Origin of the sequence: Chryseobacterium arachidis (assembly GCF_900129245.1) — a bacterium.
Taxonomy (GTDB): domain Bacteria; phylum Bacteroidota; class Bacteroidia; order Flavobacteriales; family Weeksellaceae; genus Chryseobacterium; species Chryseobacterium arachidis.
The window spans coordinates 1-20,560 of sequence record NZ_FQUT01000019.1 but is presented as its reverse complement, the minus strand read 5'-3'; the positions used below and the strand labels follow the sequence as shown (position 1 = coordinate 20,560).

The 20,560-nt window shown below is 36.5% G+C and carries 18 protein-coding genes, 1 tRNA gene and 2 pseudogenes; 10 read left to right on the top strand and 11 right to left on the bottom strand.

From position 1 onward, the window contains the following. Positions 1-22: 22 nt before the first annotated feature. Positions 23-973 carry an isopenicillin N synthase family dioxygenase gene (locus BUA89_RS21100; RefSeq protein WP_072963650.1) on the bottom strand — a complete coding sequence of 317 codons (951 nt, stop codon included), beginning with the start codon at positions 971-973 and terminating at the stop codon, positions 23-25. Positions 974-1,058: 85 nt separating this feature from the next. On the opposite strand from BUA89_RS21100, the gene menD reads away from it, so the two are divergent. Then, entirely contained in the window at positions 1,059-2,735 is a 1,677-nt protein-coding gene (gene menD / locus BUA89_RS21095) for a 2-succinyl-5-enolpyruvyl-6-hydroxy-3-cyclohexene-1-carboxylic-acid synthase (RefSeq protein ID WP_072963647.1), read from the top strand. On the opposite strand, the gene BUA89_RS21090 is transcribed toward menD, so the two are convergent. Both BUA89_RS21090 and BUA89_RS21085 read right to left on the bottom strand, forming a co-directional pair. Next, on the bottom strand, positions 2,732-3,358 hold the full coding sequence (locus BUA89_RS21090; protein WP_072963644.1) for an aminotransferase class IV: 627 nt from the start codon (positions 3,356-3,358) through the stop codon (positions 2,732-2,734). The two genes, menD and BUA89_RS21090, sit on opposite strands and share 4 nt — an antisense overlap. After that, entirely contained in the window at positions 3,342-4,319 is a 978-nt protein-coding gene (locus BUA89_RS21085; protein ID WP_072963641.1) for an aminodeoxychorismate synthase component I, read from the bottom strand. The genes BUA89_RS21090 and BUA89_RS21085 overlap by 17 nt, the downstream gene beginning before the upstream one ends. 47 nt (positions 4,320-4,366) lie before the next feature. On the opposite strand from BUA89_RS21085, the gene BUA89_RS21080 reads away from it, so the two are divergent. From BUA89_RS21080 to BUA89_RS21065, 4 genes are all read left to right on the top strand, one after another. Beyond that, positions 4,367-5,089 carry a hypothetical protein gene (locus BUA89_RS21080; protein ID WP_072963637.1) on the top strand — a complete coding sequence of 241 codons (723 nt, stop codon included), beginning with the start codon at positions 4,367-4,369 and terminating at the stop codon, positions 5,087-5,089. Between the two features lie 72 nt (positions 5,090-5,161). Beyond that, entirely contained in the window at positions 5,162-5,896 is a 735-nt protein-coding gene (locus tag BUA89_RS21075) for a beta-carotene 15,15'-monooxygenase (RefSeq protein WP_072963634.1), read from the top strand. Then, entirely contained in the window at positions 5,896-6,981 is a 1,086-nt protein-coding gene (locus BUA89_RS21070) for an AI-2E family transporter (RefSeq protein ID WP_072963631.1), read from the top strand. The genes BUA89_RS21075 and BUA89_RS21070 overlap by 1 nt, the downstream gene beginning before the upstream one ends. A 13-nt stretch (positions 6,982-6,994) precedes the next feature. Beyond that, positions 6,995-7,249 (top strand): DUF3820 family protein, encoded by a 255-nt coding sequence (locus BUA89_RS21065; protein WP_072963820.1) that lies wholly within the window; start codon positions 6,995-6,997, stop codon positions 7,247-7,249. 39 nt (positions 7,250-7,288) lie between these two features. On the opposite strand, the gene uvrB is transcribed toward BUA89_RS21065, so the two are convergent. Then, complete coding sequence (gene uvrB / locus BUA89_RS21060) at positions 7,289-9,280, bottom strand: excinuclease ABC subunit UvrB (protein ID WP_072963627.1); 1,992 nt, start codon at positions 9,278-9,280, stop codon at positions 7,289-7,291. Between the two features lie 277 nt (positions 9,281-9,557). Here uvrB and BUA89_RS21055 point away from each other — a divergent pair, with 277 nt between their 5' ends. Continuing rightward, the gene (locus BUA89_RS21055) at positions 9,558-10,898 is read left to right on the top strand and encodes a peptide-N-glycosidase F-related protein (protein ID WP_072963624.1); all 1,341 of its coding nucleotides are present in this window, start codon (positions 9,558-9,560) and stop codon (positions 10,896-10,898) included. 42 nt (positions 10,899-10,940) lie between these two features. On the opposite strand, the gene BUA89_RS21050 is transcribed toward BUA89_RS21055, so the two are convergent. Continuing rightward, positions 10,941-12,779: a M56 family metallopeptidase gene (locus BUA89_RS21050; RefSeq protein WP_072963621.1), complete on the bottom strand. Its 1,839-nt coding sequence runs from the start codon at positions 12,777-12,779 to the stop codon at positions 10,941-10,943. Continuing rightward, positions 12,776-13,150, bottom strand: coding sequence for a BlaI/MecI/CopY family transcriptional regulator (locus BUA89_RS21045; RefSeq protein ID WP_072963618.1), 375 nt, complete (start codon positions 13,148-13,150; stop codon positions 12,776-12,778). Before BUA89_RS21045 ends, BUA89_RS21050 begins: the two co-directional genes overlap by 4 nt. 108 nt (positions 13,151-13,258) lie before the next feature. Here BUA89_RS21045 and BUA89_RS21040 point away from each other — a divergent pair, with 108 nt between their 5' ends. Then, complete coding sequence (locus tag BUA89_RS21040; RefSeq protein ID WP_072963614.1) at positions 13,259-14,479, top strand: PQQ-dependent sugar dehydrogenase; 1,221 nt, start codon at positions 13,259-13,261, stop codon at positions 14,477-14,479. Positions 14,480-14,558: 79 nt separating this feature from the next. Here the strand turns inward: BUA89_RS21040 and BUA89_RS21035 are convergent, their stop codons facing one another. Then, the gene (locus BUA89_RS21035) at positions 14,559-15,446 is read right to left on the bottom strand and encodes a neutral zinc metallopeptidase (RefSeq protein ID WP_072963611.1); all 888 of its coding nucleotides are present in this window, start codon (positions 15,444-15,446) and stop codon (positions 14,559-14,561) included. Positions 15,447-15,625: 179 nt separating this feature from the next. On the opposite strand from BUA89_RS21035, the pseudogene rplU reads away from it, so the two are divergent. The 3 genes and pseudogenes from rplU to BUA89_RS21020 all read left to right on the top strand — a co-directional run. Further along, a pseudogene (gene rplU, locus BUA89_RS21030) lies at positions 15,626-15,997 on the top strand (50S ribosomal protein L21); the annotation flags it as partial. A gap of 31 nt (positions 15,998-16,028) precedes the next feature. After that, positions 16,029-16,286 (top strand): 50S ribosomal protein L27, encoded by a 258-nt coding sequence (gene rpmA / locus BUA89_RS21025; protein ID WP_072963606.1) that lies wholly within the window; start codon positions 16,029-16,031, stop codon positions 16,284-16,286. 112 nt (positions 16,287-16,398) lie between these two features. Continuing rightward, on the top strand, positions 16,399-16,584 hold the full coding sequence (locus BUA89_RS21020) for a hypothetical protein (protein ID WP_072963603.1): 186 nt from the start codon (positions 16,399-16,401) through the stop codon (positions 16,582-16,584). A gap of 45 nt (positions 16,585-16,629) precedes the next feature. Here the strand turns inward: BUA89_RS21020 and BUA89_RS21015 are convergent, their stop codons facing one another. From BUA89_RS21015 to BUA89_RS23350, 4 genes and pseudogenes are all read right to left on the bottom strand, one after another. After that, on the bottom strand, positions 16,630-19,158 hold the full coding sequence (locus BUA89_RS21015) for a DUF5686 family protein (RefSeq protein ID WP_083531755.1): 2,529 nt from the start codon (positions 19,156-19,158) through the stop codon (positions 16,630-16,632). Between the two features lie 230 nt (positions 19,159-19,388). Beyond that, positions 19,389-19,465: transfer RNA gene (locus tag BUA89_RS21010), tRNA-Asn, on the bottom strand. A gap of 160 nt (positions 19,466-19,625) precedes the next feature. Further along, positions 19,626-20,060 carry a GLPGLI family protein gene (locus BUA89_RS22800; protein WP_178362484.1) on the bottom strand — a complete coding sequence of 145 codons (435 nt, stop codon included), beginning with the start codon at positions 20,058-20,060 and terminating at the stop codon, positions 19,626-19,628. A gap of 17 nt (positions 20,061-20,077) precedes the next feature. Then, positions 20,078-20,560, bottom strand: a pseudogene (locus BUA89_RS23350) (hypothetical protein); the annotation flags it as partial.

The window sequence follows — 20,560 nt, the reverse complement described above, 5'->3', positions numbered from 1 at the left end:
CGGGTTAAGTAACCCGTTTTTTTTATTTCTTAATCAATCCTAATTCGATCAGTCTTTCATGTAAAAATTCTCCTGCTGTAGTATCTTCGTACAATTTCGGATTGTTTTTGTCTACACAGTTTTCAAGGGCGTTTAATGACATTGAACTTATCGGATGCATAAAGAAAGGAATGGAGTATCTTGAGGTTCCCCACAATTCTCTTGGCGGGTTTACCACTCTGTGGATAGTAGATTTCAACTTGTTGTTGGTATGTCTTGATAGCATATCTCCCACGTTGATCATCAGTTCGTCCGGTTCTGCAATTGCATCAATCCATTCTCCGTTGTGGTTCTGCACCTGAAGACCTTTCCCCTGAGAACCCATTAAAAGGGTAATTAGGTTGATGTCTCCATGCGCTGCAGCTCTTACCGCATCGTTCGGTTCTTCTGTGATTGGGGGATAGTGAATCGGTCTTAAAATAGAATTTCCTTCTGCGATCTTGTCGTCAAAATAAAATTCATCCAATCCAAGATAAATTGCCAATGCTCTAAGAACATACTGTCCCGTTTTTTCAAGCATTTGGTAAGCTTCTTTACCTACTTCGTTGAATTTTGGAAGTTCCTCAACGATTACATTGTCTGGATACTCGCTTTTGTATCGGGAATCATCAGACACATATTGTCCGAAATGCCAAAACTCTTTCAAGTCTCCTTTTTTAAAGCCTTTTGCAGTTTCTTTACCGAATCCTACATAGCCTCTCTGTCCGCCAATTCCCGGAATTTCATACTTCTGTTTTGTTTCCGTTGGCAATTCAAAAAAGTTTTTTACCTCTCCATACAATTCATCTACCAATTTGTCATCAAGAAAGTGGCCTTTTAAGGCTACAAAACCAATTTCTTCATAAGCTTTTCCGATTTCATTTACAAATTTCTGTTTGCGTTCCGGGTCACCCGAAAGGAAATCACGCAGGTCTACACTAGGTATTTTGTCCATTTTTAGAAATTTACGAATTGCTAAATTACAGATTTTTGATTTAAAAATTATTTCGTGTTCCGCATTTATAAATTAAATTTGTATTATGAAAAAATATTCTTCTAAAAGAAGTATTCAGATACTTGCACACCTTCTTCAGCAATACGGAATTTCAGACATCGTTGTTTCTCCCGGATCTAGAAATGCACCTTTGGCGATACATTTTTCAGAAATAGACAGCTTCAACTGTTACAGTATTGTGGACGAAAGAAGTGCAGCTTTTGTAGGAATGGGGATGGTGATGAGCGAGAAAAAACCGGTAGCTATTACCTGCACAAGCGGTTCTGCAGCAGCTAATTATTATCCTGCCATTACTGAAGCTTTTTATTCGAATATTCCTTTGCTGATACTTACAGCGGACCGCCCGACGGATTATGTGGATATTTTCGACGGACAGACCATCAGACAGAATAATCTTTTTCATCAGCATTCTTATGGAGATTTCCAACTGTTGGAAGACAACCGCGAAAATGCTGAAGATATTAATTTTGATACGATTAAAAAGGCAATCGAGCTTTGTATAGAGAAACAAGGCCCGGTACATATTAATATTCCTTTAGAAGAACCTTTGTATGAACTGATTTCTGAACTTCCGACATTTCCAACGGTAGAAAGAACGATTCAGCAGAAAGAATACGAAATTCCTTCAAACCTTGTGGCCGACTGGAATACGTCACAGCGGATTTTGATTCTTGTAGGAACCAGAGACCACAGCCCGGAACTGGAAAATCAATTGACCCAATTGGTTAAAAATCATTCTGTAGTGGTATTGAGTGAAGCGAACTCGAATCTTTACCACGAAAAATTCTTCAGGTTTATTGATCGTTATGTTTTCAATTTTACGGAAGATGACTTTAAGATGTACGCTCCGGATTTATTAATCACGGTGGGACAGAATGTGGTTTCTAAGAAGGTAAAACAGTTTTTAAGAAAAGCAAAACCTAAGCAGCACTGGCATCTTGATCCTGTGTGGCAGCCGGATACTTATTTTGCATTAACTGAAAAAATTGAGGTAAAACCCGAGATTTTCTTTTCCAAGTTATTGAAATTTATTAATCTGGAGCCGAAGCCTTATTTTAACCTTTGGGAGGTTTTAAGGGATAAAAAAGATGCTAAGCATGAAAAATTCTTAAATTCTGTGGAGTTTTCGGATTTTTATTTCTTTCATAAAACTTCTCAGACGATTCCGGAGAACTATAATATTCATTTCAGCAACAGTTCCGCGATCCGATATGCACAATTATTTGATTACGGAAAGAGAAAAATATACTGTAACAGAGGAACAAGCGGTATAGACGGCTCAACTTCCACAGCAATGGGATTTGCCATTAAAAATGCCAATCCGACTTTACTGATTACAGGAGATTTAAGCTTCTTTTATGATATCAACGGGCTTTGGAACCAATATATTCCACCGTTTGTAAGAATCATGATCTTTAATAACGGTGAAGGAAACATCTTTAAAATTATTCCGGGACCGGGAAATGCCAACCCCAATACATTGGATGAATTTATTGCCACAAAGCATCATAAAAATGCAGAACATTTGGCAAAGCACTTCGGTTTTTCTTACACCAAAGTTGATGAAGAGGTTACATTAGACCGTGTTCTGGAGAATTTCTTCAAGCCGGATACTCAGCCTAAAATATTGGAAGTCAATACCCACGCCATGCATAATGCGGATATCCAGAAATCTTATTTTAACTTTTTAAAAGAGAACTAAAGATCTAAATATTCTTCATTGCCTGGCAGATTGGTAATCCTGTCTAGCGGATAGATGAAATTTTCATCAAAATCATTCATTGCATTAATGATCTGGAAGTGAGAAAATTGCTTTATATTTTGTAAAGTAATTTCCGTTTCTTTGATCTTTTTATGCTTTAAAAGATTTTGTCTCTGAACACCATTCAAAAGATAACTATTGGGAGTAAACCAGTCTTTACCTTTCAGAAATAAAAGATTAGAGAAAGAAGTATCTGTAATGTGGTTGTTTTTAACGATAATGATTTCTTCAGCCTTAGATTTCATCTTCATTTTTTCCAGCTCCTTACGGTCTTCAAATTTGAAGGAATAATCGTAGCTGTTGTTTTCAACAAGCTGAAAATTTTCAATTTCAGGAATTGCATAAGGAATCATCTGGGTACGGACTCTCTTGTCAAGATCATAAACAACTCTTAGCTTAAAGAGACCGTCTTCATCATGTTCAAGATGTTTATAAATTTTTGCAAGATCAATGGAACCTTCCTTCCCAAAATGGGCGAAAGTCTGATCCACACGCTTTTGGTGGAAATCCAATAAGAAAATTTCCTGATCTTCTACTTTAATGCTTTCAATGAATTGGGACATAGATTTTATTTTTCATTTCCTGATATTCGTCTTCTAACCGGCTCATGTGCGTGATGCCGCCGCCACTTTTGAAGTAAAGCTCATCGCCCTCCTTTTCAATAAAACGGATCATGACACAGCTGTCGACATTTTTTCCATCAAACCAACCGCAAATCCCTGTGTAGTAACCTCTGTCAAACCCTTCCGCTTCAAGGATTATTTCTAATGTTTTTGGCTTAGGAGCCCCTAAAATAGATCCGGCAGGAAGCAGTTTTTTCATAATACTACCTATTTTACCATCAAATTCAGGCTTTAAAAAACCCGAAATTTCAGAACTCATGGCGTACAAATCCTTTTGCTTTGTTTTAATAAAGTCAATGTACTGAAATTTGTCGACCTTTACATCATTTGCTACCATGCTGAGATCATTCCGAAGCAAATCAACTACGGTATAATGTTCGGCTTTTTCCTTCTTGTCGTTCTTCAGAATTTCTGCTGCATTGTCCAGAGAGGCATCAATGGTACCTTTCATCGGGTAGGTAAGGATTTTTCCGTCGATGATCTTTACAAAAGTTTCAGGAGAAAAAAATACGAAAAAATCTTTATAAAAAACCTTATATTTTGCACGGGAATGATAAAAAATTTCTTCCAGCGTTAAATTGGTTTCAATCTTTGTTCTTCGGGTATAGTTTACCAGATAAGAATTTCCGAAGCGGATATTTTTCTGAACTTTATCAAATCCTTCCTTAAAGCTATCCAAGGTTTCCGGATAAGATTTCCACTCGATTTTTTTATCTAGCGGCTGTTCCTTCTTTGTGTTAGAAAAGTTTTGAAAATCAATTAATAAACCTGATTTTTTAATTTCATCTTCTTTAAAAATTTCAACATTTTCTGCAAGAAAGTCGATAATGAAAAAATAGGGAACTTTCTGGGCCGAAAGCTCGTCCATTTCCATAAATTTTTGATGATTCACTGAAAACATTCCGCAAAAGTAATTATTGATGTTTACTTTTGCACAAAATTTTTTTAATGGAAAGCAAATATCCACAGAAACCGGGATTAGATTTTATACTGAAGCAGGCATTTTTATATTGGAACAAAACACTGATGTTTCAGCTGATGTTTTCGATCATGTATTTTGGGGTTTTCATGACAGTATTTTTTATGTGTGATATGAAATACGGAATCATTGGTGAATTTAATGAAGTTTCAAAATATCTGCAGGACGGAATGCAGGCCTATGTAACAGAGCTTAATAAGCTGGTGGCTACCGAAAATTATCAGAATTTTTCTTTATGGATGATGGGGACTACCATTTTTCTCTATCCTTTAAATCTTGGTTTTTATCAGATCTACCGAAAGATCGATCTTGGGGAAAAGCCTGAGCTTGCGGATTTGTTCGTTGGCTATAACGGATTGAATTTTTTCAAATACATTTCATTCTACATTTTCTGGTATTTTATTTTTAAGTTTACGGCCCCTACCATAATTTTGGCGGTGATTTGGGTTTGCATTACCATTTTCGTGGCACCGATGATGTTTTTTATGAACAAAACTATCTTCGAATCTATTTCTTTAAATTTTAAAGCATTGAAAATGTATTTCTTAGAAATATTTGTGTGTGTTATTGTTGCAGTTATCTTTAAATATATCGGATTTCTATTATTTTTTGTAGGTGCGCTGTTCACGTTTCCTTTCTGGAATGCCATGATCTATTCGCTTTACAAAACAATTTTCTCGGAAAAGGGATAAATTTCCGTTTTTTTAATGTCTTTTCGCTAAAAAAAGATTAATTTGGTAGAAATAACATTAAAAAAATACACCATGTCAGAATTTAACGAGTTTGACCAGCAAGGGTCGGTTCCCGAAAGAAGTACGGGATCTATCATTTCGCACGCTTTTGAAATGTATAAAGGCGTTTTTCTCTACGCAATTGTTGCGATGATTGTTTATATTGCTTTGGGATATGCTATACAGCTTTTAACTGGCTTTGATTCAGGGGCTATTGTTGAGGAGATGAGAGAATCTGGAGATTACAGCAATTTCAGCTATTGGAATATGCCGGGATTCCGTCTTTACCTAACATTCTCCAGTCTGTTAGGGCTTTTGTTGGCTCCTTTATATGTTGGCCTGATCTATATGGTTAATAAATACAATACCAAAAATGCAATTGAATTTTCCGACCTTTTTATCGGATACAGACAGAATTTCGTTAATATTCTGATCTATGCATTTCTTTCATGGATTATTTCTACTGTTGCACTGACTTTATGTGTGGTGCCGATTGTATTTGTTTATCCGTTTCTGATGTTGGGATATCCTATCCTTTTGTTCGAAAATGCATCTGCAACTGATGCTTTGGGTAAGTCATTCAACATTGTTAAAGAAAATTACGGCACTTTTCTTGGTATTACGATCTTAGGTTTTCTTATATCCATGGCAGGAATCGTACTTTGCTTTATCGGGATAATTCTTACGGCACCTTTTATCATGGTAGTAATGTATTCTGCATACTGTGCCTATTTGGGAAAACCGAGACAAATAAGTTTTGAAAAATAATGAATAAAGATCAGCAGATAAGCAGCGTAAAAATAAAGCAGGTTTCGTTACTGGCTATTATTTTGGTATTGGCAGGATTAATATGTTTCAATCTTGCTCTATTTATCCCTTCCGTGTTGGGAGCCATTACTATTTATGTGGTTTGCCGGAAGTACAATTTTTATCTGCAGGAAGAAAAGAAATGGAAGCCGTGGCTTTCCTCTCTGCTTTTGATGTTTGCAAGTTTAATTATTCTTATCCTTCCGATTTACTTTATCGGCGATCTGCTTATTGAAAAGTTGGGAAACGCACAGGCTTACATGACTAAATTCAATGTATTCCTTGAAAAAATCCACACTTATATTTATTCAAAGACAGGATTTGATATATTGAGCAACGAAAATACTTCAAAGCTTAGAAATTCTATAGGACAGTATTCTACAAAGGCTTTAAGTGGCACTTTTAATACTCTTACGGTGGTACTTTCCATGTATTTTATTTTATATTTTATGTTGGAAAGACCCCGCTTTTTTGAAAGAATACTTTCTTCTTCAGCCCCTTTAAAGAGATCGAATGTTTCTTTAATTGGCGAGAAAATGAGAAAACTGATCATGGCGAATGCTATCGGGATTCCTGTGGTAGCTCTTGGTCAGGGTATTGTTGCTTTGGTAGGATACTTTATTTTTGGAGCACCGAGCCCGGTTTTGCTTTTCGCGCTTACTGCAGCGGCATCTATGGTTCCGGTAGTGGGTGCGGCAATTATTTATATTCCGGTTTGTATTTATATGGTTGCTGAAGGAAATACAGGAATGGGTTTAGGGCTTGCGGCTTATTGTTTGGTGGTGGTTGGCTTAACGGATAATGTTCTGCGGTTTACCCTTTTGAAAAAACTGGAAGATATTCATCCTTTGAACACCGTTTTCGGAATTATCATGGGAATGAATCTGTTTGGTTTTATGGGATTAATTTTCGGACCTATCCTGATTTCGTTGACACTCCTATTGATCCAGGTCTATAGAAACGAGTTTTCGGATGATGATACGCCTGATCTGCAACTGCCGGATAAAGATGATGAATTAGAACAAAAAATTGATTTAACAGTATAAAATGGAGAACGGAATAACGCCTGAAATATTAAGCGAAATCTGTGTTGTAAAAATGCCTTTCGGAAAATATGAAGGAACAGTTTTGGCGGATTTACCGATCAGTTATCTTGAATGGTTTTACCGAAAAGGGATGCCTAAAGGTAAACTGGGAATGCAGCTTTCGACGATATATGAAATAAAACTAAACGGATTAATGGATTTACTGATTCCGATTCGTAGTGGAGCGTTATATGATAAAAAACAAATACCAAAGACGTATAAGTTTTAGAAAAATTTCGGCGGCATCGAAGATGCCGCCGAAATTTTGTTACTCTTTCAAAGCGGCAATTTCGTCCCTTAATTTTGCTGCTTTAATGAAGTCCAGATTTTTTGCTGCGGCTTCCATTTCTTTTTGTTTTTGTGCAATTACCTTTTCGATATCTTCTGAAGTATAGCTGGCTTTGGTCTCCGCAACTTTCTGAAGGATCTCTTTCTGGGTGTATTTTTCATCCGGGAAATCTTTGCTTCTTCCGACTAAGTTCTCAGAAATCTTTTTATTTAACGCAACAGGAACTTTGCCATGCTCTTCGTTGTACTGCATCTGCTTTGCACGTCGGTATTCCGTTTCATCAAGCGTCGCCTGCATAGATTTTGTGATTTTATCGGCATACATGATTGCTTTTCCGTTAAGGTTTCTTGCAGCACGGCCAACTGTCTGAATCATCGATCTTCGGCTTCTCAGCATTCCTTCTTTATCGGCATCGAGAATGGCCACCAGCGAAACTTCAGGTAAATCTAATCCTTCTCTTAACAAATTAACCCCGATTAAAACATCAAAAAGCCCGACACGAAGATCCTGCATAATTTGGATACGCTCGAGTGTTTCCACATCCGAGTGAATATATCTCGTTCTGATTCCGAATTTTACGAAATATTTGGTTAATTCTTCCGCCATTTTCTTTGTCAGCGTAGTCACCAAAACTCTTTCATCGGCATCGGCTCTTTTCTGGATTTCTTCCATTAAATCATCAATCTGGTTAAGCGTTGGCCTGATCTCAATAATAGGATCTAATAACCCTGTCGGTCGGATAATCTGTTCAATATAAGCCCCTCCCGTTTTTTCCAGTTCATAATCAGCCGGAGTTGCAGAAACATAAATAACCTGATTCTGAATGGCCTCAAATTCTTCAAATTTCAAAGGTCTATTGTCCATTGCAGCAGGAAGTCTGAAGCCATATTCCACCAAAGATTCCTTTCTGCTTCGGTCGCCTCCATACATCGCATGAACCTGGGGAACCGTTACGTGGCTTTCATCGATCACCATTAAAAAGTCTTTTGGAAAATAATCTAGCAAACAGAAAGGTCTTGTTCCTGGTAACCTTCCGTCGAGATATCGCGAATAGTTTTCAATTCCCGAGCAGTAGCCTAATTCTTTAATCATTTCAAGATCCAGCTCGGTTCTTTCCTGTAATCTTTTGGCTTCCAGTGGTTTTTCAATTGAATTGAAAAAGTCAACCTGCTTTACCAAATCATCCTGAATATGTCTGATAGCACCATTTAAGGTCTCTTTGGAGGTCACAAAAAGGTTGGCAGGGTAGATCTGAATCTGTTCAAAATTGGAAGTCACATTCCCGGAAACAGGATCGAAACTCTGGATTTTTTCAATTTCATCACCAAAAAACTGAATTCTTACGGCATTGTCTGCGTAAGCAGGGAAAACATCAATAACATCACCTTTCACACGGAAGGTTCCTCTCTGGAATTCATTTAATGTTCTCGCGTATAATGCGTTTACCAAAGAGTGAAGGAGTGCAGTTCTTGTCACTTTTTCTCCGATGGCAATGGAGATTAATGATTTGTGAAATTCTGTCGGGTTCCCGATACCATAGATGCACGATACGGAAGCAACAATCAGTACGTCTCTTCTTCCTGAAAGTAAACTTGCCGTTGCAGAAAGTCTAAGTTTTTCCACTTCCTCGTTGATGCTCAGGTCTTTTTCAATATATGTTCCTGTGGTTGCGATATAAGCTTCAGGCTGATAGTAATCGTAGTAACTGACAAAATACTCCACAGCATTGTCCGGGAAGAATTCTTTGAATTCCATGAAAAGTTGTGCTGCCAGAGTCTTGTTGTGCGCCAGAACCAATGTGGGTTTCTGAACGTTTTGTACAACATTGGCCACTGTAAAGGTTTTACCGGATCCGGTAACTCCCAGAAGGGTCTGATATTTTTCGCCGATATTAATGCCTTCGGTTAATTTTTCGATGGCTTGCGGCTGGTCTCCGGTTGGTTTATATTCTGATTGAAGGTTGAATTGCATAGAAATAAGTGATCTTATATAACAAAAGTACGAAAGTTATTCTTGCCAATCCAATGATTTAACATGTCTAATAATGTATTGTCTCTTGTAGCTGTTTTTCAGGTATTTGCTTAGATAGTTCTTTATTGATTTTAATTATAATATAAATTTTATGTTATGATAATAAGTTAAACGTTTTATTTTGGTGTATTTTCAATAATATTTTAAAAATAGTATATTTTTAATAGTTAATGATTTTGGTTTTTAAATATATTTGCGTTAATCTATAAAAAATAACATGAAACAAAAATTACTCTCTTTAATTTTATTCTGCCTTTTTATCTCTGCATATTGTACAAAGCCTTTGCCTCCGGTTACGGTTTCACTGTATCAGGATGCAGTTTTTTATGATATGTATGCGGCAACAGTAAATCAGCCTTTGCCTACGGATGCAGTTCGCCTCAGCAACAGTACGTATACCAGAAAAATGACCGATGCTCAGCTGGATTCATTCGGAAACCAGGTAACGATGAATATTACAATCGGCGCTTTGTGTGATAATTATGACAGGTTGGCTCACGTAACTTTGGCTTTTGTTCCAAAAGGTGCTACATCGTACGATACAAATATGGTGAAGAAGCTGGAAATTGGACGTTTTGTAACGCCTTTTATGAACAAGAACATTTCGCCGACCAGTGTTCCGTATACCTTCCAGATTGATAATTTGGGTGCGATTTTTAAAGATGCCAATCTAAGAAGTCAATACGATTATTGGATAGAATTCAGTGTTTTTGGAGTTCCATATGCAGCTCAGACTCAGGTTGCGGGCTGTGCTGCGAGAATTGACACCTTTAAAGGATCACTAAGTTTTGTAACAGATAATAATACTGCAATTCCTGCTGTGAATAACGCTTTAGTAACAATGGCGGCGATCAAAAGTTTTAATAATTACAATGCTACCGACGAGCCTGGAACAACTTTAAGAATGCTTAATTTTACGACTACAAATACAATTAATAATGCCAACTTTTATTTAATAACTTCCAATCACGGAGCAAATTCAGGAGGGGAAGAATATGTGAGAAGACAACATTATGTTTATCTGAATGATCAGCAGATATTTACTTATAAGCCGGGTGGTATTTCATGTGAACCTTTCCGTCAGTATAATACGCAAGGCAACGGAATTTACGGAAGTTCTGCTCAGTCTACGGCATGGTGGACTTCGTGGAATAATTGGTGTCCGGGGAATTCTATACCGATCAGAAAAATCAACTTAGGAAATCTGGAGCCGGGTTTTCATACCTTTATGATTACTGTTCCGGATGCACAATTTGTGGGGCAGCAGGGAGATTTCCCTTTGTCTGTCTATCTTCAGGGTGAGGCAACCTCCATATTGGGAACCAAAGAAATGTCTGTAACGGATATCAAAATTTATCCTAATCCAACATCCGATTTCGTTAAAGTCGCGAGTACCAAAAAAATAAGAGGCGGAGAAATTTACTCTATGGAAGGAAGATTGATAAAAACCTTCATCGGTGCAGAATCTGATATTCGTGAACTTCCGACTGGAAATTATGTTTTAAAAATAACTTTTGATGACGGACTTTCTTTTAAACATAAGATTGTTAAAAAATAAAAGATAAAAAAACAGCACTCAATTTTGAATGCTGTTTTTTTATTACTGTAGACTAAGTACTATGGGAAATCTAAAATTACTCTCAACAGGTATTCCGTCTTTGGTTGCAGGTTTCCATTTTTTGTTTTGAAGCACTGCAAATATGGATTTTGAAACTTCGCTGTTCATTGTTTCATCACTTCCGGATACATTAAACATTTTCAGGTTACCTTTTTCATCAATCAGGATGTTGATGTTGGCTTTTAACACACCTTTTGATCCTTTTGCAAATTTTGAATCAAAAGCCAGCATAAATTCATTTCTCAGCTTATCGATTCCACCTGGAAACTCTGCTGGGGTTTGTTCATCAGCTTTTGCATTCAACGGAGCTTCTGATGTGTTTTGTTCTTTTGTTGGAGTCAGGTTTGTGTTTTTACCTTCTTTCGGACGGATGGTGTCTGTAATTTTTTTATTTTCATTGCTCTCTTTTACAGGCAATGCTTTTAGTGCTTCAAGATGATTTTTGTATTCTTTATCATCAGTGGCTTTAAAGCTGAGTGCGATATTTTTTTCACGGTTGAATTTTAATGCATATTCTGTCGTGTACAAAGTAACGGCATAATCAAATTTGCCATAATCAGGATTTTTAGGTAAGATTTTCAGGACATAAACGTGATAAAAATCTGTGTTTTTATAATTGTTCAAAATACTGTTGTCCACAATATTTCCATTCAGAGTAATATTATATTGAGGATTAAGGAACTGGTCTAATTGCTTCTGAGTCGGGACTTGCTTAAGAATTTCATCATAATGAATCCAAATCGGAAGATGAAGTTGATTTTTAATATCAATTTTATCAAATAATTCAACCAGTCTTACCTGCTCACTTCTTGGAACTTCTGTCTTGAATCTTTCAAAATCCTTATTCTCAATAATATCCGTGTACTTTTCGGTAATTCCTAAAAACTCTTTCAAAGCTTCCGGCTGATTCTTATGGCTCACAGGAGAAGGTGTGAAAATTTCAGATATCGGATTTTCGGTTTCGGCAGTTCCGTTGGCGTATACTTTTTCTGCAAAGAGTAATGTTAAACTTCCGAAAACTGGAAGAGCAAGATATTTTTTTATCGCCGCGAATTTAGAATTTTTTGCCGTCATCATAATGAATCGTTTTTTGGTGTTGTCGAAATTGAACTGATGGGTTAAATTAAGTTTTTGCTGTTTTAAAATCTCACTTAGAATAAGGTTCTGATAGCTTTTAATGTCGTTACCTTTCTTGATAACAGCCTCATCTGCCAAAAATTCATGGTTGGTAATGATTGCTTGTTTATAGAAATACACAAATGGATTAAACCAGGTCATTATTTTCAGAATTTCCACAAGAAAAATATCTAAAGAATGCTTTTGGTCTACGTGAATCTTTTCATGAAGAAACATTTTTTCATCTATTTTGTCATTCTCTAAGTAATTTTTTGAAAAATAAATCTTATTCATAAAGCTGAACGGAGCCATCTCCTGATTCAGCAGGACGACAGTTTTGTGGTTGTAAACAATTTCTTCTCCTTTAAGTTTTTTTAATTTAAAGATAGAATGGATAAATTTTATTAAAAAGAAAACAGCAACTGCGACATATATAATAAGTAATACGTTTTCATGGTTAAAAGTTTTTTCAGCAGGAATAAGAACTGCCGTGGTCGGTTGCTGTTTAATAGTTTCAAAAATAAGTGCCGGTTCTACAGCTTCAGCCTCTTTTTCAATCGTAATAAAAGGAACTGTGTAGGAAAAAATCAACCCCAAAAGAAGATAAATTCTGTTGAATGTAAATGTTTTCTCTTTTGATAAAAACAGATAATAAAGTCCCAGTAAAAGCCCGGAACAGATGATGATTTTTAGGAGAATGATCATTTTTCATCGATTTGCTGGTCAATAATATCACGGAGTTCTTTCAACTGTTTCTGCGAAAGTTTTGCGTTTGAAGTAAAAAACGATGCAAACTGCGTCACAGAACTGTTAAAAAAACGGTCAATCATAGAAGACATTTCTTCTTTAAAATATTCACCTTTGGCTACTTTGGGGTAGTATTCACGGGAATTTCCATACAGGGTGTATCCTACAAGATCTTTATTCTGCATTCTTTTCAGAAGCGTGGCAATCGTAGTATTTGCAGGTTTGGGCTCGGGATAAGATTCCAGAATATCTTTCATGAACACTTTTTCTTTGGCCCAAAGAATTTCCATGAGATCTTTTTCGGTATCGGTTAATTTCTGTTCTTTCATATTCTACGGATTGTTATTTTGTTCTACAAATGTAGAATATTTATTTTAACGGCCAAATTTTATTGGCATTATTTTTCCATTCAATTCAGTATATTCAATCCTAATCCTATGAAATTCAATAAATTTTATATCACAGCATTCAGTTTATTTTTAATTTTTTCTTCGTGCAAAGAAAATAAAATCAGTGCACAGCAAGTCGGAAAAGATGGAAGTGTGGAAACAGAACAGCCTAATTCTCCTGAATACAAACCGGCTTTTGCAGGGCAGACGAGAATAAAAGCAGTGAAAACAACTACTCCCTATCAGGTTGAAGTTTTAAATAAAGATCTTGGCAAGCCCTGGGGAATTGTCAATTTGCCGGACGGACGTTTTTTAATTACCGATAAACGGGGTCACATGAATGCTGTTTCTTTGGACGGAAAACAAATCATGAAGATTGAAGGTTTCCCGAAAGTTGATTCGAAAGGACAGGGTGGTATGCTGGACGTCGCTTTGGATCCTGATTTTAAATCGAATAATATCATTTACTTCAGTTTTTCAGAACCTTTTGAAAATGGAAATCATACGGCTGTTGCCAAGGGTGCGCTTTCCCAGGATTTAAAAAATATTTCTGATGTAAAAGTGATTTTCAGGGCAACTCCGACATACGACGGAGATAAGCATTACGGAAGTCGCCTGGCATTTGATAAAGAGGGAAACTTATTCGTAAGTACGGGGGAGAGATCAGATAAGCAGACAAGGGTATATGCTCAAAAAACAGATAATTATTTAGGTAAAATTTTAAAAATAACAAAAGACGGAAAACCTGCTCCAGGAAATCCCTTTGTTGGAAAAACAGGATTTAAGCCTGAAATCTATGCTTACGGAATCAGGAATCCCCAAGGAATGGCGATTGATCCCAACGGAAGCCTTTGGGATGTTGAAATGGGACCGAGAGGAGGGGACGAGATCAATTTAATTCAACCCGGAAAAAATTACGGTTGGGGAGATGTAACCTATGGAATTGAATATTCCGGTCAGAAGATCAATAACGGAACAACCCAAAAAGCAGGAACGGAACAGCCTGTTTATTATTGGGATCCTGTAATTTCTCCAAGCGGAGTAGATTTTTACACCGGAAATATAGCGGAATGGAAAGGGAATTTGATGATAGGCTGTCTGAGCGGTGAGCATATCAACAGAATTGTGATGAAAGACAATAAAGTAGTGGGTGAAGAGCGTCTGCTGGAAGATCAGAAAGAAAGATTCCGAGATGTATTAAGCGGTTCAGATGGTAATCTCTATGCGGTAACTGACAGCGGCAAGCTATATAAAATTTCAAAAAAATAAATGCTGATGCTGATAAAATAAAAACAGGCTGTCATAAAATGGCAGCCTGTCTGTCTAATGATATGTTAAAAATGAATGTTTATTTAAGTTCTTTGAATTCCTCCCCGGAGATTTCTCCGCTTTGGATTTTCCTTAATTCATCCATATACTGGCTCATGTAAGCATCAATTTCAGGATATTGGGTATTTTTACCCATTTTGTAAGCTCCGTTCAGAACTCCCTGATAATAATAAAAGAAATTATAATCGAAGGCAGAAGCGGTAAGATCATATTGACCTAACAGAAATCCTAAACGTACTGCAGATCTGCGCTGAGGTGGCGTTCCGTGATGTCCCGAGCTGGTCGTCTGATAATCACCGATACTCTGTGCAAATTCGTAAGCTGCAGCAATCTGTGCAAAGCTTGTCTGATTGTATCCGTTGGGTCTTCTTAAATAATAACCTGCAAAACCGTCAGCTTCCAGTTCGTTCGGTCGGGCGGTAGATTCACTTACGGAAGGCAATCCGAAAATGTACTGTAGCTGATGGCCGTATTCATGGGCTAAAATCATGGCATTAACAATGTCTCCGCCTTTATTTTTGGCGTCATAATAAATCGCGTAGCCGTAATAAATTTTTCCGGTGGAATAAGAAATGGCATTGTAGGTCGAATTGAAATTGGAAGGATCGTTCACAAATCTTAATGTGGGATTGCTTCTTCCCCACAGACTTGCAATTTTGGTCATTTGGGAATTCATAAAACTCGTATCCGCCGAGTTTTGCAGAGAAGTCGTTAGAACGGAATTCGAACTCCAGTACTGATCTACATAATAGCAGACTTTTTCAAGGGCATTCGGCTGATCGATCTTCAGATTGTCTGTTTGCTGTTCCTGCTGTAAGGGATTTTCTGAAATGTCGTCGTTACATGCTGACAGTGAGAGTGCAGCAGTGGCTCCCAAAAGTATTGGGATGAGGAAGTTTTTTTTCATATAAAATAATTTAGGTGTTTGCGAAGTTATTCATTTAAACGTAAAACAATATCACTTTATTGTGAAAAATTATTCAGCACATAGTTAAAATTTTATATAAAAAAGATGGAATTGAATTTGAGGTAATTAGAAAATAATTCTTATATTTGCACCTCGAAATAACTAAAAATTTATAAACAATGTTTGCAATTGTAGAAATAGCAGGGCTTCAATACAAAGTTGAGCAAGACCAGAAGTTGTTTGTGAACCGTTTAAAAGGAGACAAAGGAGGGAAAGTTTCTTTCGATAAAGTACTTCTTACTGTAAACGGAGCAATCACGGTAGGCGCCCCAGCTGTAAGCGGAATCACTGTAGAAGCAGAGATCCTGGATCACGTAAAAGCTGATAAAGTAATCGTTTTCAAAAAGAAAAGAAGAAAAGGTTACAAAGTGAAAAACGGTCACAGACAATCATTAACTCAGATTCAGATTACTGGTATTACAGGATTTGACGGAGCTAAGAAAGAAACTAAAGCGAAAAAAGCGCCTAAAACTGAGGAGGCTAGCGCAGAATAATTGTTAAACCAAAAAACCTTAAAATAAAATGGCACATAAGAAAGGAGTTGGTAGTTCCAAAAACGGTAGAGAATCTCACTCTAAAAGATTAGGTGTGAAGATTTTCGGAGGTCAGGATGCTATTGCCGGAAACATTATTGTTAGACAAAGAGGTACTCAACACCACCCAGGTGCAAACGTGGGAATCGGTAAAGATCACACTTTGTTCGCTTTAGTAGACGGTAAAGTAGTTTTCACTAAGAAAGCAAACAACAGATCTTTTGTATCTGTAGAAGCAAACGCATAATTTTAGCGTTTCATAAAAATTAAAACCTCGGCATTTGCTGAGGTTTTTTTATGTATCATCGTAAGCATATTCTTATTACATTTACAATGACATCAAATTAAAATCAATTGTTATGAAAAATGTAAAGAAAATCAAAAGACAGGATCTTAAAAATGTAATGGGAGGGGCGCTTCCTGTAAAAGATTGCTTACCGTGTAATATTTACTGTAGTATTCCGGAAGGTGAAAGACCGCCTTGCAATATTGTTTATATTGTGGCTCACTGCAACGGATGTAAAGATTATCCGGCAGAATCTTAGTAATGAAATAAAAAAATCTCCTTCAGCCTGAAGGAGATTTATATTTTAAAAGCCAACCTGGAATCCTGCTTTGATCCCGAAAGTTGAAATATCAGGACGATCCAGATAATTTCCTCGCCAGTTGAAGTCTACCCTGAAAATCCTAAGGTTTCCAAAGCCTATGTTTTCGATACCAACTCCATATTCATAATAAATATGCTCGCTTGGGGCAGAATATTTAAATCCTTCAACATTAATTGCTTTCGAGGCATCGCTTAAAGTTCCGTAAGCTCCTCTGATAAATGCAATTTCCCTTAATTTTAATTTCTTAATCAAAGGGATGTAAGAAAGGATTTTACCGTTAAAATGGTGTTCCAAATGAAGAGTAGTATAAGTGTCAGCGAAAAATTCATAATAATTAAGCTGGGCAAAAGTATTCTGAGCCAAGCTGTACGATTGGTTGCCCGGAATGACATTCTGTAATGCCAATGGAACCGTATCAAAATTTTTCCCTGCTTCAAAGCTGACTAAAGTCTTGCCCCAGCTTCCAATTAAGACAGGCTTATAGAACATGAATTGTAGCTTATTGTAATTAAAATCCGAACCAAATAACCCTTCAACTCCTCTTGTATATTTCAACACGATGGTTGGTGCCAGTGTTCCGTGTTCGTATCTGTCGATCCCGGTCTGGGAGAATTTTGCACCCGGTCTGGCGATTAAACTTAATGTAAAATGCGAGTCATTTGTAGTTTGACGCAGATTTCCATCCTTATAATACATCAGATTAAACCCTTCAGGATTGGCCGATTTAATGCTTTGCATGGTTCCGTCTAGTCTGATCTGGAAGTTTTTCCAGGGCTCAATGGAAGTAAAAACATTGCTTTGGTTTACCGAGCTTAAAGAAGCGTTTTCACCTCTCGCAAAAAGAGTAGAAGAAGCAAAGGTTCTCGCCATAATTCCATCGTCATTGGTCAGCTGAACACCCAATTGAAGAATGTCTCTTCTTGTTCCGGCACCAAGGGTAAATCTGTTTACTCTGTTGAACATAAACCTTGCCTCAGCACCATATTTCACCTGCTGGTCTTTGAAACCGTAAGCAGTATAGAACTGAACTCTCCAAGGATCGTTTCTTGTAAAATAGGTTCTTGCGCCTAAACGGATTCTGTCGCCCTCGATTTCATTTTTCCCGTAAATAGAGAAAATCGGACCTAAATCAATGCCTAATTTCTTCACATTGTAATAGCCTGAACCTAATGTTTCATACAGCTTAACAATTCTGTTGAATTTGGGGGTTTGATTAAGCTTATCAAGCATATCATAAATTCCCTGCTCACTCTTAGATAAAGAATCCGGTCTGGCTTTTACCCAATATGCATCATCTTTATCAACAAATTTATCACTGTACTCTTCTTCTGTTCTTTTGAAAACTTTATCTTCAAGAGGCTTATTGAATTGATATTCTGAATAATCAACAGATCTTTTTGCTAAAATGCTTTTCGCTGTTTTCTTTTTTGAAAAGGGGGTCATCTCGATTTCTGTGACGAATTTTCTAGGCAAAAAAGTATTTTCGTCAGGATTGTCATATTCGAGTTCGGTAGATATTCCGTTGATGAAATTAACATTGATTTTCTGGGTGGATTTTAAAGTAGCCCCTAAAACAGCATAAGAATCGGTATCGATATAAAGATATCCCTGAAATGCTAATACTTCAGTTCTCTTCGGCTGATAACGTATCTTAAAAGCACTTTCCCCGCGTATTGAAACAGTGTCTAATAAATTATAATCATACGTGCTGAAACCTGTTTCTCCTACCGGACTTGGAAAACCGATATCGAAATAATTCAGCGTATTATCATAGATATTGATGTCCCGATACAGATTTTTTGCCGTTAGCGTAATGATCTGATTATCCTGAAAACCTGAAGTTTTTTGGGCAACTAAAAGTCTTTTGGTTCTTTTGGAAGGCTTATTCTCTCCGTAATTTTCATAAATGGCTTCGTTGAGGAAAACCGGAAGGCCTATTTTACCACTGGCGGTAGAATCTTTGTAATCAAAAATAAATTCTAATTTGTTAAAGATTTTTCGCTTCATAAAAGCACTGTCCAGATTGTTGGCATCAAACTGAATTTTCTCGTACTCTTTATAAGTATAGGTATCGAATTTATCTAAACCGTTATTTCTTTTTCTTTCCCAGACTTTCTGCATAATAGCATAAGCGGGATTTTCCTTTTTGTTCTTATACTTCGGCTTCTCGTTATGGATAACAACTTCCTGGATGTTGCTGACTTTTTCCTGAGCCAGCTTTACAAAAATATTGGTAGCGTTTTCAGGAGTAATGTTGATGTTTTCCTGAGCGAAATTTTTCTTCTGAAATCTTAATTTATAAATAATGGTATCAGACTGTACTGCGAAACTACCGGAAGCAGTCGTTAAAGCAGGATCATTTTTTTCATTGATAAAAATATCTACCCCGCTGATTTCCTTATTGGTTTTAGCGTCCACAATCTTTCCATTGGCTGTAGTTTGTGCGTTGATATAGTCTACGAAAAAGAACAGGAAAAAGAGAGGGTAATATTTAGAGTTTTTAATTGACATTTGTTGTTTCTTCAAGCTATTGCATAAACAAAAAGTATGCATTTTTATTGTAAAAAATAAATAATATTTAAATCATAATGAATTTAAATACAAAACTACAAATGTAATAAAAATAACTGCATCATTTTGACGGACTTATAGTTATTATTTTGTTAAAATAAAGATATTTTTGAAGGGATGATTATTTCGAATTTTGAAATAAAAAAAGACCTACATTTCTGTAAGTCTTTTGGCTCCTCCTGCTGGGCTCGAACCAGCGACCCTCTGATTAACAGTCAGATGCTCTAACCAACTGAGCTAAGGAGGAATTTCCTATTGTTTTAGTGGTGCAAATATAATATGAATATTAATAGCACGCAAATTTTTATTTCAAAAATATTAATATTTTTCCTTTAGTGAAGGGTGTTTAGCAGTTATTTAATTATTTTTCAAGGAATTAAATAATGGCTGTGCCACAGATTAAAAAACTAATTGCTTAGTTCTAACGGATTTTCGTATTTCCTGTTTTCTTCTTTTTCTTTTGTTCTTTGTCTTGCCATTTCCTGCCCTTTGATAATTGTGGTTCCCTGGCTTGCAAGTACGGCTGTTGCGTTGGCTTCAGCATTTTTTAAAGTTTCTTTCAGTTTTGCTTGTGTTGTTTCTATGGCTTCTGTGTATCTGCTTTTCTTAACGGTAATTAATTTACCTTTCAGTTTGGCGGTTGGGATAGATTTTACCAGTTCAAAATCAAACTCTCCTTTATCATCTGTTATTTTGATAATCAATCCGGGTAATCCGCTGAATTTATAAGGACCATAAGACAGAGGGATTTCGGGGGAATACCATGCGATCCAATTTCTTCCTTTGAAGGTTACTTCAGCTTTTTTACAATTAACAGTATTGATTACTTTTGTTTCATCCACAAGTTTCCAGGTTTTTATTACCGGTTCTTTGTAAGTGAGTATGACATTCCGACTAATCTGAAATATTGTATGTTTTCATTTGATTGGATGATGGTAAAAGATAAATTTGTTTTGGGAATTACTGTGCCTGCTTTCCAGCCTAGAGTAATGCTTCCGTCAGGATTGTGTGTGCTATTGAGAGAATTTTCCATTACCGAATCACCTTTTAGCGATATGGCGCTCGCAAAAAATGCGCGTCGATCGGCTATTTGTAATGAGAAAAGCTCTTCGTATCTATTTTCAGTTCGGGTATCAAATTTGGCCTTTAGAAGATAAGTAAATTCCCCACGTAAAGTATCTTGCTTGCCCGATTGGGTGTAAAATAAGACACTATACAGTAAAATAAATATTTGAAATACTTTTTTCGGATCAGTCTCAAAAGTTGGGGAGAAAATAAAAATAGTAACTTTGTGGAATGTTAAATGATGCTGAAATTCTGAAATTATTCTTACCCGAATTAT

Excerpts from the sequence above, each read along its gene's own strand:
- BUA89_RS21100 (WP_072963650.1), bottom strand. The coding sequence starts at position 973 with ATGGACAAAATACCTAGTGTAGACCTGCGTGATTTCCTTTCGGGTGAC.
- menD (WP_072963647.1), top strand. The coding sequence starts at position 1,059 with ATGAAAAAATATTCTTCTAAAAGAAGTATTCAGATACTTGCACACCTT.
- BUA89_RS21090 (WP_072963644.1), bottom strand. The coding sequence starts at position 3,358 with ATGTCCCAATTCATTGAAAGCATTAAAGTAGAAGATCAGGAAATTTTC.
- BUA89_RS21085 (WP_072963641.1), bottom strand. The coding sequence starts at position 4,319 with ATGTTTTCAGTGAATCATCAAAAATTTATGGAAATGGACGAGCTTTCG.
- BUA89_RS21080 (WP_072963637.1), top strand. The coding sequence starts at position 4,367 with ATGGAAAGCAAATATCCACAGAAACCGGGATTAGATTTTATACTGAAG.
- BUA89_RS21075 (WP_072963634.1), top strand. The coding sequence starts at position 5,162 with ATGTCAGAATTTAACGAGTTTGACCAGCAAGGGTCGGTTCCCGAAAGA.
- BUA89_RS21070 (WP_072963631.1), top strand. The coding sequence starts at position 5,896 with ATGAATAAAGATCAGCAGATAAGCAGCGTAAAAATAAAGCAGGTTTCG.
- uvrB (WP_072963627.1), bottom strand. The coding sequence starts at position 9,280 with ATGCAATTCAACCTTCAATCAGAATATAAACCAACCGGAGACCAGCCG.
- BUA89_RS21055 (WP_072963624.1), top strand. The coding sequence starts at position 9,558 with ATGAAACAAAAATTACTCTCTTTAATTTTATTCTGCCTTTTTATCTCT.
- BUA89_RS21050 (WP_072963621.1), bottom strand. The coding sequence starts at position 12,779 with ATGATCATTCTCCTAAAAATCATCATCTGTTCCGGGCTTTTACTGGGA.
- BUA89_RS21045 (WP_072963618.1), bottom strand. The coding sequence starts at position 13,150 with ATGAAAGAACAGAAATTAACCGATACCGAAAAAGATCTCATGGAAATT.
- BUA89_RS21040 (WP_072963614.1), top strand. The coding sequence starts at position 13,259 with ATGAAATTCAATAAATTTTATATCACAGCATTCAGTTTATTTTTAATT.
- BUA89_RS21035 (WP_072963611.1), bottom strand. The coding sequence starts at position 15,446 with ATGAAAAAAAACTTCCTCATCCCAATACTTTTGGGAGCCACTGCTGCA.
- rpmA (WP_072963606.1), top strand. The coding sequence starts at position 16,029 with ATGGCACATAAGAAAGGAGTTGGTAGTTCCAAAAACGGTAGAGAATCT.
- BUA89_RS21020 (WP_072963603.1), top strand. The coding sequence starts at position 16,399 with ATGAAAAATGTAAAGAAAATCAAAAGACAGGATCTTAAAAATGTAATG.
- BUA89_RS21015 (WP_083531755.1), bottom strand. The coding sequence starts at position 19,158 with ATGTCAATTAAAAACTCTAAATATTACCCTCTCTTTTTCCTGTTCTTT.